General features: G+C 67.6%; 16 protein-coding genes. 8 read left to right on the forward strand and 8 right to left on the reverse strand.

Annotation, left to right across the window (positions count from 1 at the left end):
* Positions 1-68 precede the first annotated feature (68 nt).
* Both PcP3B5_RS29955 and aptA read right to left on the reverse strand, forming a co-directional pair.
* A complete protein-coding gene (locus tag PcP3B5_RS29955) occupies positions 69-362 on the reverse strand; it encodes a cupin domain-containing protein (RefSeq protein WP_009614286.1) in 294 nt (97 codons plus the stop codon).
* The gene (aptA, locus tag PcP3B5_RS29960; RefSeq protein WP_061563140.1) at positions 363-1,709 is read right to left on the reverse strand and encodes an omega-aminotransferase AptA; all 1,347 of its coding nucleotides are present in this window, start codon (positions 1,707-1,709) and stop codon (positions 363-365) included.
* 137 nt (positions 1,710-1,846) lie between these two features.
* Here aptA and PcP3B5_RS29965 point away from each other — a divergent pair, with 137 nt between their 5' ends.
* The 6 genes from PcP3B5_RS29965 to argE all read left to right on the forward strand — a co-directional run bounded on the left by PcP3B5_RS29965 (position 1,847) and on the right by argE (position 7,573).
* Positions 1,847-2,767 (forward strand): LysR family transcriptional regulator, encoded by a 921-nt coding sequence (locus PcP3B5_RS29965; protein WP_009614289.1) that lies wholly within the window; start codon positions 1,847-1,849, stop codon positions 2,765-2,767.
* A gap of 204 nt (positions 2,768-2,971) precedes the next feature.
* Positions 2,972-3,661: an NYN domain-containing protein gene (locus PcP3B5_RS29970; RefSeq protein WP_043270242.1), complete on the forward strand. Its 690-nt coding sequence runs from the start codon at positions 2,972-2,974 to the stop codon at positions 3,659-3,661.
* Between the two features lie 235 nt (positions 3,662-3,896).
* Positions 3,897-5,246 carry a flavin-containing monooxygenase gene (locus tag PcP3B5_RS29975; protein WP_061563141.1) on the forward strand — a complete coding sequence of 450 codons (1,350 nt, stop codon included), beginning with the start codon at positions 3,897-3,899 and terminating at the stop codon, positions 5,244-5,246.
* Positions 5,247-5,249: 3 nt separating this feature from the next.
* Positions 5,250-5,672: a RidA family protein gene (locus PcP3B5_RS29980; protein ID WP_043270240.1), complete on the forward strand. Its 423-nt coding sequence runs from the start codon at positions 5,250-5,252 to the stop codon at positions 5,670-5,672.
* A gap of 10 nt (positions 5,673-5,682) precedes the next feature.
* Positions 5,683-6,357, forward strand: a complete 675-nt coding sequence (locus PcP3B5_RS29985; RefSeq protein WP_009614292.1) for a DUF1028 domain-containing protein — start codon at positions 5,683-5,685, stop codon at positions 6,355-6,357.
* A gap of 64 nt (positions 6,358-6,421) precedes the next feature.
* On the forward strand, positions 6,422-7,573 hold the full coding sequence (gene argE, locus PcP3B5_RS29990) for an acetylornithine deacetylase (protein ID WP_061563142.1): 1,152 nt from the start codon (positions 6,422-6,424) through the stop codon (positions 7,571-7,573).
* Between the two features lie 291 nt (positions 7,574-7,864).
* Here the strand turns inward: argE and PcP3B5_RS29995 are convergent, their stop codons facing one another.
* From PcP3B5_RS29995 to PcP3B5_RS30020, 6 genes are all read right to left on the reverse strand, one after another.
* Positions 7,865-9,217 carry an 8-oxoguanine deaminase gene (locus PcP3B5_RS29995; protein ID WP_009614295.1) on the reverse strand — a complete coding sequence of 451 codons (1,353 nt, stop codon included), beginning with the start codon at positions 9,215-9,217 and terminating at the stop codon, positions 7,865-7,867.
* A gap of 155 nt (positions 9,218-9,372) precedes the next feature.
* Positions 9,373-10,056, reverse strand: a complete 684-nt coding sequence (locus PcP3B5_RS30000) for an SDR family oxidoreductase (RefSeq protein ID WP_043270236.1) — start codon at positions 10,054-10,056, stop codon at positions 9,373-9,375.
* A 41-nt stretch (positions 10,057-10,097) separates the two neighbouring features.
* The gene (locus tag PcP3B5_RS30005) at positions 10,098-10,898 is read right to left on the reverse strand and encodes an ABC transporter permease (RefSeq protein WP_061563143.1); all 801 of its coding nucleotides are present in this window, start codon (positions 10,896-10,898) and stop codon (positions 10,098-10,100) included.
* Positions 10,895-11,518: an ABC transporter ATP-binding protein gene (locus PcP3B5_RS30010; RefSeq protein ID WP_061563144.1), complete on the reverse strand. Its 624-nt coding sequence runs from the start codon at positions 11,516-11,518 to the stop codon at positions 10,895-10,897. Before PcP3B5_RS30010 ends, PcP3B5_RS30005 begins: the two co-directional genes overlap by 4 nt.
* 197 nt (positions 11,519-11,715) lie before the next feature.
* Positions 11,716-13,023, reverse strand: coding sequence for an MFS transporter (locus tag PcP3B5_RS30015; RefSeq protein ID WP_009614303.1), 1,308 nt, complete (start codon positions 13,021-13,023; stop codon positions 11,716-11,718).
* Positions 13,024-13,558: 535 nt separating this feature from the next.
* Positions 13,559-14,356, reverse strand: a complete 798-nt coding sequence (locus tag PcP3B5_RS30020) for an AraC family transcriptional regulator (RefSeq protein ID WP_024128863.1) — start codon at positions 14,354-14,356, stop codon at positions 13,559-13,561.
* Positions 14,357-14,433: 77 nt separating this feature from the next.
* Between PcP3B5_RS30020 and PcP3B5_RS30025 the strand changes: the two genes are divergently transcribed.
* Positions 14,434-16,050, forward strand: coding sequence for a gamma-glutamyltransferase family protein (locus PcP3B5_RS30025; protein WP_061563145.1), 1,617 nt, complete (start codon positions 14,434-14,436; stop codon positions 16,048-16,050).
* 456 nt (positions 16,051-16,506) lie between these two features.
* Positions 16,507-17,343 (forward strand): outer membrane protein OmpK, encoded by an 837-nt coding sequence (locus tag PcP3B5_RS30030; protein WP_058071598.1) that lies wholly within the window; start codon positions 16,507-16,509, stop codon positions 17,341-17,343.
* Positions 17,344-17,375 lie beyond the last annotated feature (32 nt).

Genomic DNA, 17,375 nt, shown 5'->3' on the forward strand with positions numbered 1-17,375 from the left:
GCGAGGCTCGCCGGGACGGCCAGGGTAAGCCCGGCCGAACCGGCATGCCTACGCGCGGGCCCGCGGGCTCAGTGTTGCTTGAGCTCGATCTCGATGAAGGCCACTTCGTGGTCGCACGGGTTGATCACGTTGTGCTCGGTGCCGATCTGGCGGGTGTAGCTCTGGCCCAGGACCAGCGGCGCGCGCCGCTCGCCTTCGGGAGTTTCCAGCAGCAGTTCGCCGCCGGTCACCGGGACTACCACGTACTCCATGCCGTGGCGGTGCCAGCCGGTCTCCGCTCCCGGGGCGAAGCGCCACTCGGTGACCAGGACCTTGTCGTTGTCGATCTGCACCGTCGGTACGGCCTTGGGACGCTCGCTCACTTACGCCACCCCGTTGAGGGCTTCGCCGACCGCGTCGAACAGGCGGTCGAGGTCTTCGGGCTTGGCGTTGAAGGTCGGCCCGAACTGCAGGGTGTCGCCGCCGAAGCGCACGTAGAAGCCTTCCTTCCACAGCTTCATGCTGGCTTCGAACGGGCGGACGATGGCGTCGCCGTCGCGGGCGGCGATCTGGATGGCGCCGGCCAGGCCGCAGTTGCGGATGTCGATGACGTTCTTTGTGCCCTTGAGGCCGTGCAGGGCCTTCTCGAAGTGCGGCGCCAGTTCGGCGGACTGCTGGATCAGGTTTTCCTTCTGCAGCAGGTCCAGCGCGACGATGCCGGCGGCGCAGGCGACCGGGTGCGCGGAGTAGGTGTAGCCATGGCCGAACTCCACCGCGTATTCCGGCAGGTTCTGGTTCATGAAGGTGTCGTAGATTTCGCTGCTGGCGATCACCGCGCCCATGGGCACGGCGCCGTTGGTGACCTGCTTGGCGACGTTCATGATGTCCGGGGTCACGCCGAAGTATTCGGCGCCGGTGGCCTTGCCCATGCGGCCGAAGGCGGTGATGACTTCGTCGAAGATCAGCAGGATGTCGTTGGCGTCGCAGATTTCCCGCAGGCGCTGCAGGTAGCCCTTCGGCGGCACGATCACGCCGGCGGAGCCGGACATCGGCTCGACGATCACCGCGGCGATGTTGGAGGCGTCGTGCAGCTCGATCAGCTTCAGCAGTTCGTTGGCCAGCTCGACGCCGCCGGTCTCGGCCGCACCCTTGGTAAAGGCCATGCCCGGCTGCAGGGTGTGCGGCAGGTGGTCGACGTCCATCAGCGGGCCGAACATCTTGCGGTTGCCGCCGATGCCGCCCAGGGAGGTGCCGGCGACGTTCACGCCGTGGTAGCCACGGGCGCGGCCGATCAGCTTGGTCTTCTGCGCCTGGCCTTTGATGCGCCAGTAGGCGCGGGCCATCTTGATCGAGGTGTCGGCGCACTCGGAACCGGAGCCGGTGAAGAACACGTGGTCGAGGGTGCCGGGGGTCATCTGGGCGATCTTCTCGGCCAGCTGGAAGGACAGCGGGTGGCCGTACTGGAAGCCCGGGGAGTAGTCGAGGGTGCCAATCTGCTTGGCCACCGCGTCGGCGATTTCCTTGCGCGAGTGACCGGCGCCGCAGGTCCACAGGCCGGACAGGCTGTCGTAGATGCGCCGGCCCTTGTCGTCCACCAGCCAGCTGCCCTCGGCGGCCACGATGATGCGCGGGTCCTTGTGGAAGTTGCGGTTGGCGCTGAAGGGCATCCAGTGGGCCTTCAGGTTCAGGTCGGCGGCGGCCGACGGCGCTACGTTCACTTGCTGGTTCATGGAGCTCGTCCTCGACGACTGTCTTGTTGGGCGCGCAGGCCGCGTCACGCCTGCTGCGATGGCTCAAGATTGGGCCTGACTTAACGTGAGTTAAAGCCTATTCTTCTCACGTTCAGTTTCGATTCGGTAAAACAAAAATGGCGAAAACCCGCAGCCCGTCCCTGGGCCAGGTCAGCGATTTCGAAATACGCCTGCTGCGCATCTTCAAGACCATAGTCGAGTGCGGCAGCTTTTCCGCCGCGGAAAGCACCCTGGGCATCAGCCGCTCGGCCATCAGCCTGCACATGGGCGACCTGGAGAAGCGCCTGGGCATGCGCCTGTGCCAGCGCGGCCGCGCCGGCTTCGCCCTGACCGACGAGGGCCGCGAGGTGTACCGCGCCACCCAGTCGCTGCTGGCGGCGCTGGAGGGCTTCCGCGCCGAGGTCAACGAGCTGCACCAGCACCTGCGCGGCGAGTTGAACATCGGCATCATCAACAACCTGGTGACCCTGCCGCAGATGCGCATCACCCACGCCCTGCGTGCGCTCAAGGCGAGCGGCCCGGGGGTGCGCATCAACATCGGCATGACCACGCCCAACGAGATCGAGTTGGGCGTGCTCGATGGGCGCCTGCATATAGGCGTGGTGCCGCTCATCAGCCCGCTGTCGGGGCTGGAGTATTCGCCGCTGTACGACGAACGGTCGCTGCTGTTCTGCAGCCGCGAGCACCCGCTGTTCGAGCGCGAGGACGCGGGCATCACGGTGGCGGAAATCCACGCCTGCGATGCGGTGGCGCCCAGCTACCGCATCCCCGCCGAGGCCCAGGAGCGCCACCAGGAGCTGAACGCCAGCGCCAACGCCTCGGACCGCGAGGGCATGGCCTTCCTGATCCTCACCGGCAGCTACATCGGCTACCTGCCCGACCACTACGCCGCCGACTGGGTGGCCCAGGGCCGCATGCGCGCGCTGCGCCCGGAGCGCTTCCACTACGACATCCCGCTGACGGTGGTTACGCGCAAGGGACGGCGGCCGAACCTGGTGCTGGAGCGGTTTCTGGAGGCGGTGGCGGAGAGCCGGTAGGCCTGGCAATGTACGAAACGGCCTAGCCACGACAGGCAGGTCCTAGGTATTTTTTGTCAACTGAATTCGGTTGACATCAGATCCACGCCTCCCTAGCATCCTTTTTACGACTCAACCCCGTACGCAGCGATTCAGTTCGCTGGCCGTTGGGGTGAAGAAACCGGCCCACTGGCCGGTTTTTTCGTTTCTAGGGATTGGAAATTCGTGAGAACAGCCTTCTTCGTCGACGGCTATAACCTCTTCTATGGCCTGCTTGCCGGCACCGCATTCAAGTGGCTCGACCTTCCTGGTCTGCTCGAGCATGTGCTGCGAGTACAGGATCCCGTTGCCCGGATGGTGGCGGTCAATTACTTCACCGCAGGGGTGAAGCCGGACCTGGCATCACGCGGCGTCCTTTCCAAACAGGCGCAGGACACCTACATCCGTGCCCTGAAAGTCCGTGGTGTGGAGGTCTTCGTCGGGCGGCACCGCCTGGAGCCCGGGCGAGCGCCACGGTTCATCGACAGAAAAACACCCGCGTCCCGGGCGGACCAGGTCGATATCTGGCAATTGGAAGAAAAGGAAACCGACGTCCATCTGGCCATCAGCATGTACCGCCTGGCGGCGCGGCAGACCAGTTCCGCAGCAGAAGAGCGAATCGAGCAGATAGTTCTGGTGTCGGCCGATACGGACATGACGCCGGCCCTGCGGGCCTTACGGGAGGATTTTCCGCAATTGCGGATAGGCGTGATCCTTCCTCACCGCGAAGGCATCAAGCGTGAGCCCCCTGGATCGCTCCTTGAGTATGCGCACTGGACGCGTCGCATCATCACGACCGAAGAATTGCGAGCGCACCAATTTCCTCGCCGGGTGCCAACGCGTAAGCGCCCGGCCTGCAAACCGGATTACTGGTAACCCAAGCGCATACCACATCACCCCATACGTTTTATCTTCCCTGCCACGCAAAAACCTATACCCCTTCCCCGCCGCCCCGCGCGGCCCGTGGCTCGCGGGCCCACAGCTTTTCCCTAGCCTGCGACTACAAAAATCATAATTTCGCTAATGCCCGGGTCTGAACAGAATGCGGCCAACACGCGGTGGACAGTCGCGACCGCAGAACAACAACGATCAGAGTCCGAGGAGTCACCCCATGGCCGATCCGAACCAGACCGCCTTCGGCAAGCCCGCCGGCAAATCGCTCGATGGCATCGAAACCGACACCCTCGTGGTGGGCGCCGGGCAGGCCGGCGTGGCCATGAGCGAGCACCTGACCGCCCAGGGCGTGCCGCACATCGTGCTGGAGAAGAGCCGCATCGCCGAAGCCTGGCGCACCGGCCGCTGGGATTCGCTGGTGGCCAACGGCCCGGCCTGGCACGACCGCTTCCCGAACATGGAATTCCCCGTCGGCCCCGACGAGTTCCCGCACAAGGAGCAGGTGGCGGACTACTTCGTCGCCTACGCCAAGCAGTTCAACGCGCCCATCCGCACCGGCGTGGAAGTGAAGAAGGTGACCCGCAACGAAGGCCGCCCCGGCTTCACCGTGGAAACCTCCGAAGGCACCCTGCAGGCGCTGCGCATCGTCTCCGCCACCGGCCCGTTCCAGCGCCCGGTGATCCCGGCCATCGCGCCGAAGGACGAGCGTATCCAGCAGATCCACTCGGCCCAGTACTACAACCCGCAGCAGCTGCCCGAAGGCGCCGTGCTGGTGGTGGGCGCCGGTTCCTCCGGCGTGCAGATCGCCGACGAGCTGAACCGCGCCGGCAAGCAGGTGTTCCTCTCGGTAGGCGCCCATGACCGCCCGCCGCGCTCCTACCGCAACCGCGACTTCGTCTGGTGGCTGGGCGTGCTCGGCCTGTGGGACGCCGAGGAAGTGCAGCCCGGCCGCGAGCACGTGACCATCGCCGTGAGCGGCGCCCGTGGCGGCGAGACCATCGACTTCCGCCGCCTGGCCAACGAGGGCATCACCCTGGTCGGCCTGACCAAGGCCTTTGCCGACGGCAAGGTGAGCTTCCAGGAAGACCTGGTGAAGAACCTGCAGGCCGGCGACCAGAACTACCTCGACCTGCTCGACGCCGCCGACGCCTACATCGAACGCAACGGCCTGGACCTGCCGGAAGAGCCGGAAGCGCGCCGCGTCTACCCGGACGCCGAGTGCATCCGCAACCCGATCCTGGAGCTGGACCTGGCCGCCGCCGGCATCACCTCGATCATCTGGGCCACCGGCTACGCCGTGGACTTCGACTGGCTGCAGGTGGACGCCTTCGACGACAAGGGCAAGCCCAAGCACCAGCGCGGCGTGTCGCGCGAGCCGGGCGTGTACTTCGTCGGCCTGCCGTGGCTGTCGCGCCGGGGCTCGTCGTTCATCTGGGGCGTGTGGCACGACGCCAAGCACATCGCCGGGCACATCGCCACGCAACGCAAATACGTCGAATACCAGGACGCCTCGCAGCGCGAGGCCTCCGCCGAATCGCAAGCCAAAAAAGCCGCTTCCTGGGAGTAAGTGATGCCTACCCACACCCGCATCCGCATGTTCAACACCAAGGACACCTACCCGAACCAGTCCCTGGACAACGACCTCTGCCAGGCCGTGCGCGCCGGCAACACCGTGTACGTGCGCGGCCAGGTCGGCACCGATTTCAACGGCAACCTGGTGGGCCTGGGCGACCCGGCGGCCCAGGCCGAGCAGGCGATGAAGAACGTCAAGCAACTGCTGGAAGAAGCCGGCAGCGACCTGTCGCACATCGTCAAGACCACCACCTACATCATCGACCCGCGCTATCGCGAGCCGGTCTACCAGGTGGTCGGCAAGTGGCTCAAGGGCGTGTTCCCGATCTCCACCGGCCTGGTCGTCTCGGCCCTGGGCCAGCCGCAGTGGCTGATGGAGATCGACGTGATCGCGGTGATTCCGGACGACTGGGAACAATAAGGAGCGGCCCATGACCTTCTCCATCGTCGGCCGTTGCGCCGAAACCGGCCAGCTGGGCATCGCCATCAGCTCGTCGAGCATCGCCGTCGGCGCGCGCTGCCCCTGGGTGCGCGCCGGCGTCGGCGCGGTGGCCACGCAGAACGTGACCCTGCCGGCCCTGGGCCCGCAGATCCTCGACCGCCTGGAAGCGGGCCTGGCGCCCGCCGCCGCGCTGGACCAAGCATTGTCGAGCAACGGCTACAGCGAGTACCGCCAGGTGACGGTGATCGACCAGCACGGCCAGGTGGCGCTGTTCACCGGCAGCGAGGCGCTGGGCGTGAACCACGCGGTGGCCGGCGAGAACTGCGTGGCGGCGGGCAACCTGCTGTCGTCCACCGCGGTGATCGAAGCCATGACCAAGGCCTTCGAGGCCGCCGACGGCTGCCTGGCCGAACGCCTGCTGGCGGCGATGCAGGCGGCCATGGCCGCCGGCGGCGAAGCCGGGCCGGTGCATTCGGCGGCGCTGAAGGTGGTGGGCGACCTGGTCTGGCCGATGGTCGACCTGCGCGTGGACTGGGCCGACGAGGCGCCGATCGACGAACTGGAAAAACTCTGGGTAGCCTACAAGCCGCAGATGCAGGACTACATCACCCGCGCGCTGGACCCGACCAAGGCGCCGAGCTACGGCGTGCCCGGCGACGAGTAAGCGCATCGACGCCAATCGATGGGTTACGCCGCTTCGCGGCTAACCCATCCTACGGAGACATTGCATGCTTTCCAGCCGTGACATCCTCGCCAGGCTGATCGCCTTCGATACTGTCAGCCGCAATTCCAACCTGGCGCTGATCAAGTACATCCAGGACTACCTGGCCGGCCTGGGCGTGGAGGCCGAGCTGTTCTTCGACGAAGCCGGCGGCAAGGCCAACCTGTTCGCCACCCTGGGCCCGCGCGACCGTGGCGGCGTATGCCTGTCCGGGCATACCGACGTGGTGCCGGTGGACGGCCAGAACTGGAGCGTCCCGCCCTTCGAGCTGAGCGAGAACGACGGCCGCCTGTACGGCCGCGGCACGGCCGACATGAAGGGCTACATCGCCTGCGTGCTGGCCGCCGTGCCGGCCTTCCTCGCCCAGCCTTTGCGCGTGCCGCTGCACCTGGCCTTCTCCTACGACGAGGAAGTCGGCTGCCTGGGCGTGCGTTCGCTGCTGGCGGACCTGGAACGCCGCGAGCACAAGCCGATCGCCTGCATCATCGGCGAGCCCACCGAGCTCAAGCCGGTGCTCGGGCACAAGGGCAAGCTGGCCATGCGCTGCCAGGTGCACGGCGCGGCCTGCCACTCGGCCTACGCTCCGCAGGGGGTGAACGCCATCGAATACGCGGCGAAGCTGATCAACCACCTCGGCGAGATCGGCACCCGCCTGGCCGCGCCGGAACGCCACGACCCGCGCTTCGACCCGCCCTACTCCACGGTGCAGACCGGGGTGATCGGCGGCGGCCGCGCGCTGAACATAGTCCCGGCCGAATGCCAGTTCGACTTCGAGGTCCGCGCCCTGCCCAGCGACGATCCGCAGCAGGTCGCCGAGCAACTGCGCGACTATGCCGAAACCGAGCTGCTGCCGAAGATGCGCGCGGTGAAGGCGGAGGCGGATATCCGCTTCAGCGAGTTGTCGGCGTATCCGGCGCTGGCTACCGATCCGCAGAGCGAGGTGGCGCAGTTGTTGGCGCGGCTCAGTGGGTCGGATGAGTTTTCCACGGTGGCTTTTGGCACCGAGGGGGGGCTGTTTGATCAGGCGGGCATTCCGACGGTGGTGTGCGGGCCGGGGAGCATGGATCAGGGGCATAAGCCGGATGAGTTCGTGAGTGAGGAGCAGTTGGCGGCTTGTGATGGGATGTTGGGGCGGTTGGTGGAGTGGATGAGGGCTTGATTGGTGTCTTGCTGGGTGGGTTGGTGCGCGGGTTTGAGAGCGCCCTCTCCCTAACCCTCTCCCTGAAGGGAGAGGGGACCGTTCGGAGTGCGTGGGTATTCCTGAGTCAGCCGGCAGCATCGAAGGTTTCCGGCTGAAACCATTCCTCCTCTCGGCACGGACAAGCCCCCTCTCCCTTCAGGGCGGGGCGCGCAGCCGAGGGCTGGGGAGAGGGGCTCTTCAGGGCATGCACCGCACCCCCGGTTGGCCCCGTTCGCGAGCAAGCTCGCTCCTACGAAAAGCAGTCCGGTGTCAGCCGATCAGCTTCCGTGCTGCCTGGGTGTGCGAGGCGATCAGGCCCTTGAGGTCCAGGCCCTCCACCTCGCCATCCACCACCCGCCAATTCCCCCCGACCATCACTCTGTCCGCCTTGTCCGCCCCACACAGCAACAGCGCCGAAATCGGATCATGGCTCCCGGAAAACCGCAGCTCATCCAGCTTGAACAGCGCCAGGTCCGCCTGCTTGCCCGGCGCCAGCTCGCCGATGTCGCTGCGGCCCAGCAGCTTCGCCGACCCCTTGGTGGCCCAACCCAGCGCCCGCTCCGGGGTGATCTCTTCCGCACCGTAGCGCAGGCGCTGGATGTACAGGGCCTGGCGCGCTTCGAGAATCATGTTCGAAGCGTCGTTGGAGGCCGAGCCGTCCACGCCGATACCCACCGGCGCGCCGGCGGCTTCCAGCGCCACGGTGGGGCAGATGCCCGAGGCCAGGCGCATGTTCGAGCTGGGGCAGTGGCAGATGCCGGTGCCGGCTTCGCCCAGGCGCTTTATTTCCTCGTCGTTGAAGTGGATGCCGTGGGCCAGCCAGGTGCGCGGGCCGAGCCAGCCGACGCTGTCGAGGTAGTCCACGGTGCGCTGGCCGAAGCGCTCTAGGCAGAAGTCTTCCTCGTCGAGGGTTTCGGCCAGGTGGGTGTGCAGGCGCACGTCGTGGTGTTCGGCCAGCTCGGCGCTGGCGCGCATGATTTCCGGGGTCACCGAGAACGGCGAGCAGGGCGCCAGGGCGATCTGCACCTGGGCGCCGTCGCCGCGCTGGTGGTAGTCGCGGATCAGCCGTTCGCTGTCGGCGAGGATGTCTTCGGCGCGCTGCACCGTCTGCTGCGGCGGCAAACCGCCATCGGCCTCGCCCAGGCTCATGGAGCCGCGGGTGAGCATGGCGCGCATGCCCAGTTCGGCGACCACCCCGGCCTGCACGTCTATGGCCTGCTCCAGGCCGTCGGGGAACAGGTAGTGGTGGTCCGCCGCGGTGGTGCAGCCGGACAGCAGCAGTTCAGCCAGGGCCACCTTGGTGGCCAGCGCCAGTTGGTCCGGGGTCAGCCGCGCCCACACCGGATAGAGGGTCTTCAGCCAGGGGAACAGCGGCTGGTTGACCACCGGCGCCCAGGCGCGGGTGAGAGTCTGGTAGAAGTGGTGGTGGGTGTTGATCAGGCCGGGCAGCAGCACGTGCTGGCTGGCGTCGAACACCTGCTCGCAGGGTTGCGAGGGTTGCTGGCCAAGGGCGAGCAGTTCGACGATGCGACCGTCCTGCACGACCAGGCCGCCACGGGCATCGAGGCCGTTGGCGGTGAAGATGGCGAGGGGGTTGCGCAGCCACAGGCGGGGGGATGACATGGGTGAATCCTCTGAGTTGCGGAGCCGCCGCCCGAGGCGAGCCGGCTCCCGGTTGTACGGGAAGCCAGCTCAGTGTTCACCCTGTCTGCTGATCCAGGTGCGCCTTGACCCGCAGGTCAGGCGTCGGCGCATGGTAACGCCGCCGCCGGCATCCGTCACCAGTCGATCGTCGTCCCCTGGTAGTCCAGGTAGTGCTGGCCGCCGCGCCCGGCGTAGGCCTCGACCTGGTCGATGAGCCCGGCGGCGCTGGTTTCCACGTCCAGCGGCGCAGCCTCGCCGCCCATGTCGGTGCGTACCCAGCCGGGGTGCAGGTTGAGCACCGTCAGGCCGGTTTCGCCCAGCCCGGCGACCAGGCTGCGGGTCAGCGAGTTCAGCGCCGCCTTGCTCGCCCGGTACAGGCCCATGCCGCCGGATTCGTTGCCGGCCACGCTGCCCAGTTCCGAGGTCATGAAGGCCAGCACCCCGCGCTGCGGCTCCAGCAGCGGCAGCAGGCGCTCGGCCAGGCGCAGCGGGGCCACGGCGTTGACCATGAACAGCTCGCCCACCTCGGCCAGGCTGGCGTCCAGCGCCGACTGGTGCGGCGGACCGTAGATGCCGGCGTTGATGTAGACCAGGTCGAAGCGCTGCCCGGCCAGGGCCTCGGCGAGGCGGTCCTGGGAGGCCGCATCGTCCAGCACCAGGGACTCGACGCGCACCGGCAGGCTGTCCAGCACGCCGGCGTTGGCGGCGTCGCGCACGGTGGCGGTGACCTCCCAGCCGCGCGCCAGCAGCTGATTCACCAGGCCCAGGCCGAGGCCGCGGGAGGCGCCGATGATCAGGGCGGAATTGGCAGTGCTCATGGGACTCTCCCCTCGGGATGGAAAAGCCCCAGCATACCCGCTCAATCCTCGCCGCGCAGGCGGTCCAGGCGCAGGCGGTCGCGCTCGTCGGTGAGCCGCCAGGCCGACAGGTACACGGCGCCCAGGGCCGCGGCGAAGCCGGCGCCGACCAGCAGGAACATCAGCAGGATCTGGTAGCGCGCGGCGTCCAGCGGGTCCATGCCGGCGAGGATCTGCCCGGTCATGATCCCCGGCAGGGTGATGATGCCGGCGGCGGCCATCTGGTTCAGGGTGGGGATCAGGCCGTTGTACAGCGCCCGGCGCAGCACCGGGCCCAGCGCCGTGTAGCGGTCGGCGCCGAGGGCCAGATGCGCCTCGATGGCGGCGCGCTCGCGGGTGACGCTGGCGAACACCTGGTTCAGCGCCAGGCTGGCGGCGTTCATCGCCGTGCCGAGGATGATGCCCACCAGCGGGATGGCGTGCCGCGCGTCGTACCACGGCTGCGGCCGCAGGCTGCCGGCCAGGGCGAAGAGGGCGATGCCCAGGGTGGCGATGCCGACGCTGCTGCCGCCGATGCCCAGGTGCCAGAACCCGGCCAGCCGGCGGCGTTGCCGCGAGCCGACCTCGAAGCTGGCCGCGGCGAGCATCGCCAGCACCACCCCGGCGGTCAGCCAGGGCGAGGACAGGGCGAACACCTGGCGCAGGAACAGCCCCACCAGCACCAGTTGCACCACCAGGCGCACGGCGCAGACCAGCAGGGTGCGCTGCAGGCCCAGGCGCAGCGCCCAGGACAACCCGGCGGCGGCCACTATCAGCAGCGCCGCCAGGGCCAGTTCCGGCAGGCCAAGCGGCAGCGGCGTCATGGCTGCACCTCGCCCAGGCCGTGTTCGTCGAGTTGCAGGTGGACGTCCGCCAGGCGCCGCGCCTGCCCGGCATCGTGGCTGACCACCAGCAGGCCCATGCCTTCGGCCTTCAGGTCCTGCAGCAGTTGCTCGACGCCCTCGCGGCTGGCCGCGTCCAGCGCCGCCGTGGGTTCGTCCAGCAGCAGGAAGCGCGGCCGCTGCACCACCGCGCGCAGCAGGGCCAGGCGCTGGCGCTCGCCTGTGGATAACTGCGCCACCCGCGCTTGCAGCAGCGCCGGGTCGAGACGCACCCGCGGCAGCAGCGCCCGCACGGCGTCGAGGTCGGCGAAGTGCGCGGCGACGCCCTCCTCCCACCAGCCGGATTCCGCCGCCACATAGGTGACCAGCCGCCGCCAGGCGCTGGCCGGCATACGCTCGCGCGCCACCCCGGCCAGGCTGACCTGGCCCTGGTTGGGGTCGAGGTCGGCGAGCATGCGCAACAACAGGCTCTTGCCGATGCCCGAAGGGCCGCTGAGCACCGTACAGCGACCGGGCGCCAGGTCGAGGTCGAAGGGCCCGCTCAGCGCCCCGCGCAGGCCGCGGGCCCGCAGAGGCCCAAAGGGAATATCCAAAACGCTCATGAACTCGCTTCGTCAACGCCAAGTCGCCGAGCATAACGTAGGGCGTATAACCGTTCGCGGTTATCCGCCGCTTCACCCATCTCCCCGCCCCCCATAAGCCCAACCCAGGCGACCCGAAAACGACGAGGCCCAGCAAATGCCGGGCCTCGCGGATAAAACGCCCCGGAGCAACCCCGGGGCCAGGGCACGCGCCCCTATCAGTCGGTAGTGATCTTCGAATGCGTCCGGGTGTCCTTCATGGTCACGTAGACCAGCAGCGAGCAGGCGATGCAGCCGGTGACGTACCAGTAGAAGCCGCTCTCCATGCCGATGCTCTTGAACCACAGCGCCACGTACTCGGCGGTGCCGCCGAAGATGGACACGGTCAGCGCGTAGGGCAGGCCCACGCCCAGGGCGCGGATTTCGGTGGGGAACAGCTCGGCCTTCACCACGGCGTTGATCGAGGTGTAGCCGCTGACGATCACCAGCGCCGCCATGATCAGGAAGAACGCGCCCCACCAGGTGTCGATGCTGTGCAGGGTGCTGAGGATCGGGTAGGTGAAGACGGTGCCCAGCACGCCGAAGGCGATCAGGATGGGGCGCCGGCCGATCTTGTCCGACAGCGCGCCGACGATGGGCTGCAGCAGCATGAACAGGAACAGGGTGGCGGCCGAGATCATGGTCGAGTCGGTCTTGCTCATGCCCACGGTGTTCACCAGGTACTTCTGCATGTACGTGGTGTAGGTATAGAAGGCCAGGGTGCCGCCCATGGTCAGGCCGACCACGGTGAGGACTTCCTTGGGATGGCGCAGCAGGGTGCGCATCAGGCTTTCCTTGGGCTCTTCCTTCTTCTTGGCGAAGGACTCGGTCTCTTCCATGCCGCGGCGCAGGAACATGGCGGTCACCGCGCACAGCGCGCCGATGAAGAAGGGCACGCGCCAGCCCCAGCTTTCCAGCTGTTCGACGGTCAGGGTCTGCTGCAACACGATGAGCACCGCCAGGGCGATGAGCTGGCCGGAGATCAGCGTCACGTACTGGAAGCTGGAGAAGAAGCCGCGTTGCTCCTTGTTGGCCATCTCGCTGAGGTAGGTGGCCGAGGTGCCGTACTCGCCGCCCACCGACAGGCCCTGCAGCAGGCGCGCGAGCACCAGCAGGATGGGCGCGCCGACGCCGATGGTCTCGTAGCTGGGGGTCAGGGCGATGATCAGCGAGCCGAAGCACATCAGCAGCACCGAGGCCAGCAGCGCGGCCTTGCGGCCCTTGCGGTCGGCGTAGATGCCCATCAGCCAGCCGCCGATCGGGCGCATCAGGAAGCCCACGGCGAAGATCGCGGCGGTGTTGAGCAGTTGGGCGGTCATGTCGCCCTGGGGGAAGAAGGCCTTGGCGAAGTACAGGGAGAAGGCGGCGTAGACGTACCAGTCGTACCACTCCACCAGGTTGCCCACCGAGCCGCTGAAGATCGACTTGATGCGCTGGGAGGTCGTACGGGGCGCGGCAGAAGCGGAGACGGCGCTTGCGCTATCCATGGGTAATCCTCTTGTCGTTGTTGTCGTCGGGTGCGCGGACCACGAAACCGGCACCGGCGCGCCACGAGGTGCGGCGCAGTGTGGAGGGCGATAGCAGGCAACGTGCCAAGGGCGCAAAGCCGCGTGGGGCAAGGGATTACGGGGTTTTCGTACGGTGTGGGCAGGCGGTTGGATGCCGATGGGCGGGGTGGGTGAGCGGAAATCCGCTTATTTGGAGTGGCTTTTCGTTGGGGCGAGATGGCTCGCGAACGGCGTTTCCAGGCGGCCTCGGTGTTTTGGTTTGACTCCGCAACCCTCTCCCCAGCCCTCTCCCTGAAGGGAGAGGGGGCTAGTCCGTGCCGAGAGAAGTGATGGTTCCAGTCGGAAACCGACGGAACTGCCGGCTGACTCCAAAACACCCGACCCTGCCCAACGGTCCCCTCTCCCTTCAGGGAGAGGGTTAGGGAGAGGGCGCTCTTCAGGCCAGGCACCGAAGCCGCCTGGAAACGCCGTTCGCGAGCAAGCTCGCTCCTACAGGAAGAAAGACCGCAGCGGCTCAACGCTGCTTGAACAACTCCCCCGGCGTAAAGCCGAACAACCCCTTGAACGCAGCGATGTAGGCCGAAGTGGAGTCATAGCCACAATCCAGCGCCGCAGCGGTCACGCTGGCGCCATCCTCCAGCACCCCCAGCGAACCCAGCAGCCGCTGGCGCTGGCGCCAGAGGCGGAAGCTCATGCCGGTCTCGCGCTGGAACAGGCGCGAGAGGGTTTTTTCCGAGGTGCCCAGGCGTTGCGCCCAGTCGCCCAGGGTGAGGCTGGTGCTGGGTTGTTCGATCAGCGCCTGGCACAGCTGCAGCAGCCGCGGCTCCTGGGGCATGGGCAGGGAGAAGGCGACCTCCGGCAGGGTACGCAGCTGGTCCAGCAGCACGTTCACCAGACGCTGCTCGGGACTGTCGCCCTGGGGATAATCCACCGGCAGCTCACAGAAGCTCTTGATCAGCTCGCGGGCCAGCGGCGTCACCTCCAGCACCCGGCAGCGCGGTTCCGCCCAGGCGCAGGCCTCGGCGCTCAGGTAGAGGCTGCGCATCTCCGCGCGGCCGGAGGTGACCACCTCGTGCTCCAGGTACGCCGGTATCCAGATGGCGCGCTGCGGCGGGGCGAAGAAGCTGCCCTCGGCGGTGTGCACGCCGAGCACCCCGCTGATGGCGTAGGACAGTTGCACCCAGGCGTGGTGGTGGCGGCCGGTCCAGGAGCCGGCGCGCAGGCTTTCGGCGCGCGCGTAGACCGGTCGCGGCAGGTCGTCGAGCGTGGGAATCGCGCGTTGCAGATGGGGGTGCTGTCCGTTCATCGCTATGCTTTGGCTTTGTATCGCTAGTGGACAGAGTCTGACAGGGCTACCCTGCCGCCTCAAGCCGTCAACGGAGCCCGCCCATGCTGAATTTCTCCGCCCAGGAATATCCCTACGCTTCGCAACGCTCGCTGGTGTATGCCCGGCGCGGCATGGTGGCCACCTCGCAGCCGCTGGCGGCGCAGGTCGGGCTGGACATGCTCAAGCGCGGCGGCAACGCGGTGGACGCCGCGGTGGCCACGGCGGCGGCGCTGACGGTGGTGGAGCCCACCGGCTGCGGCATCGGCGGCGATGCCTTCGCCCTGGTGTGGGTGAAGGACAAGCTGCACGGCCTGGACGCCGCCGGCTACGCGCCCGGGGCGTTGGACATCGGCACGCTGCGCGGCGCCGGCCACGCGCGCATGCCGCTGTACGGCTGGACGCCGGTGACAGTGCCGGGCTGCCCGGCGGCCTGGGCCGAGCTGTCGGCGCGCTTCGGCCGGCTGCCCTTCGCCGAGCTGCTGGCCCCGGCCATCGAACTGGCCGAGCAGGGCTTCCCGGTCTCGCCGGTGATCGCCGGCCTCTGGCAGAGCGGCCTGGACAAGTTCCGCGGGGTGCGCGACGCGCTCCCGGAGCTGGCGGCCTGGTTCGACGAATTCCTCATCGACGGCCGCGCCCCGCGCGCCGGCGAAATCTTCCGCAACCCCGGCCAGGCGCAGACCTTGCGCGAACTGGCGCAAAGCCGCTGCGAGAGCTTCTACCGCGGCGCCCTGGCCCAGCGCATCGCCGCCCACGCCCGGGCCAGCGGCGGCTACCTGGACGAGGCCGACCTGGCCGGCTACCGCGCCCAGTGGGTCGAGCCCATCGCGCTGAACTACCGCGGCTACGACGTCTGGGAAATCCCCCCGGCCGGCCAGGGCCTGGTGGCGCTGATGGCCTTGAACATCCTCAAGGGCTTCGAATTCGGCGAGCGCGACAGCCCGGACACCTGGCACCGCCAGCTGGAGGCCATGAAGCTGGCCTACGCCGACGGCCGCGCCTACATCGGCCAGCCGGACGCCATGCGCTTCAGCGTCGCCGACCTGCTCAGCGACGACTACGCCGCCAGCCGCCGTGCGCTGATCGGCGAGCGCGCCCTGGAACCGCACCCGGGCAAGCCGCGCGCCGGCGGCACCGTGTACCTAGCCACGGCCGACGGCGAGGGCAACCTGGTGTCGTTCATCCAGAGCAATTACCATGGCTTCGGCTCCGGCGTGGTGGTGCCCGGCACCGGCATCGCCCTGCAGAACCGCGGCGCCGAGTTCAGCCTCGACGCCGGGCACGTCAACGCCCTGGCCCCGGCCAAGAAGACCTTCCACACCATCATCCCCGGCTTCCTCAGTAAGGACGGCGTGCCCCTGGGCCCGTTCGGCGTGATGGGCGCCTACATGCAGCCCCAGGGCCACGTGCAGATGGTGATGAACCTGGTGGACTTCGGCCTCAACCCCCAGGCCGCGCTGGACGCCCCGCGCTGGCAGTGGCTGGGCGACAAGCGCATCGGCATCGAGCACGGCGCGCCGCGCAGCCTGGCGGCGGTGCTCAGCCGCCGCGGCCACCACGTGGAAGTGGCCCACGACCTGAGCAGCTACGGGCGCGGCCAGATCATCCTGCGCGACCCGCGCAGCGGCGTGCTCTGCGGCGGCACCGAGCCGCGCACCGACGGGCAGATCGCCGCCTGGTGAGACCGCCGCCGGGCCGGCGGAGGTGCTTGCGCGGCGCGGCTCTGGCATCATCCGCGCCCGGAAAGGCCGCGGCCGCCCGCAAGGTGGCCGCCGGGGCGCTTGTGTAGATTCTTCACAGCAAATTTGTATACATATTTTGAATTGATTCCATTCAACTCAAAGCAAATATGTATTCAATAGCCCTGCCCCATGCTCGCCAAAATGGCGCTTCGGCACGCTGCGCTGCCCTGTGCGAAGGCACGACCTGTCCCTGGAGTCAGGTTTTTGCCCGATCCCAGGCCTTCGCCGGCCGCGACGCAGGCCCATGAAAAAGCATGGCTTTTCCCAAAACACAGAAGAAAACCCGGCCCGCGCCCGGCGTTGGCCCCGATCTTGCCTCGGCAGGCCAAGCCTGACCGAGTGGACAGGTTCAGAATTCCAATTAGATCGCAGCACTTCAAAACCTAGGAGCACCACATGACTCGCACCCTCGCATCCCTGCTGCTCGCCGGCGGGCTGCTGGCTACCGGCCAGGCCATGGCCGGCGGCGAAGACCTCACCCCCGCGCCGGCCAGCAACGACGGCCCGCTGATCTGGCACAACGAAAGCCTGACCTACCTGTGGGGCAAGAACTTCAAGGTCAACCCGCCGATCCAGCAGACCTTCACCTTCGAGAGCGCGAGCGCCTGGACCTGGGGCGACATCTGGTTCTTCGTCGACCAGATCAACTACAACGGCAAGGAAGACAGCCAGAACGGCAAGAACACCTACTACGGCGAGTTCAGCCCGCGCCTGTCGTTCGGCAAGCTCACCGGCGCCGACCTGTCGCTGGGCCCGATCAAGGACGTGCTGCTGGCCACCACCTACGAATTCGGCGAAGGCGACACCGAGGCCTACCTGATCGGCCCGGGCTTCGACCTGGCCCTGCCCGGCTTCGACTACTTCCAGCTGAACTTCTACTACCGCAAGCCCGACGGCAACCGCGTGCCCTCCGGCGCCTGGCAGATCACCCCGGCCTGGGCCGTGACCATCCCGGTAGGCAACTCCGACATCCTCTTCGACGGCTTCATGGACTGGGTGGTCAACAACAAGAGCGCCAGCGCCAGCGAACGCGGCCAGAGCGACTACCACGCCAACCTGCACTTCAACCCGCAGATCAAGTACGACCTGGGCAAGGCCATGGGCTACGAGGCCAAGCACCTGTACGTGGGCGTGGAGTACGACTACTGGTCCGACAAGTACGGGATCAAGGATTCGCAGTTCTTTACCACCGACCAGAACACCACCAGTTTGTTGGTGAAGTACCACTTCTGATTGGGACGGCCCTGCTGAGAGGTGGGGCCGAG

The organism is Pseudomonas citronellolis, assembly GCF_001586155.1.
Lineage (GTDB): Bacteria > Pseudomonadota > Gammaproteobacteria > Pseudomonadales > Pseudomonadaceae > Pseudomonas > Pseudomonas citronellolis.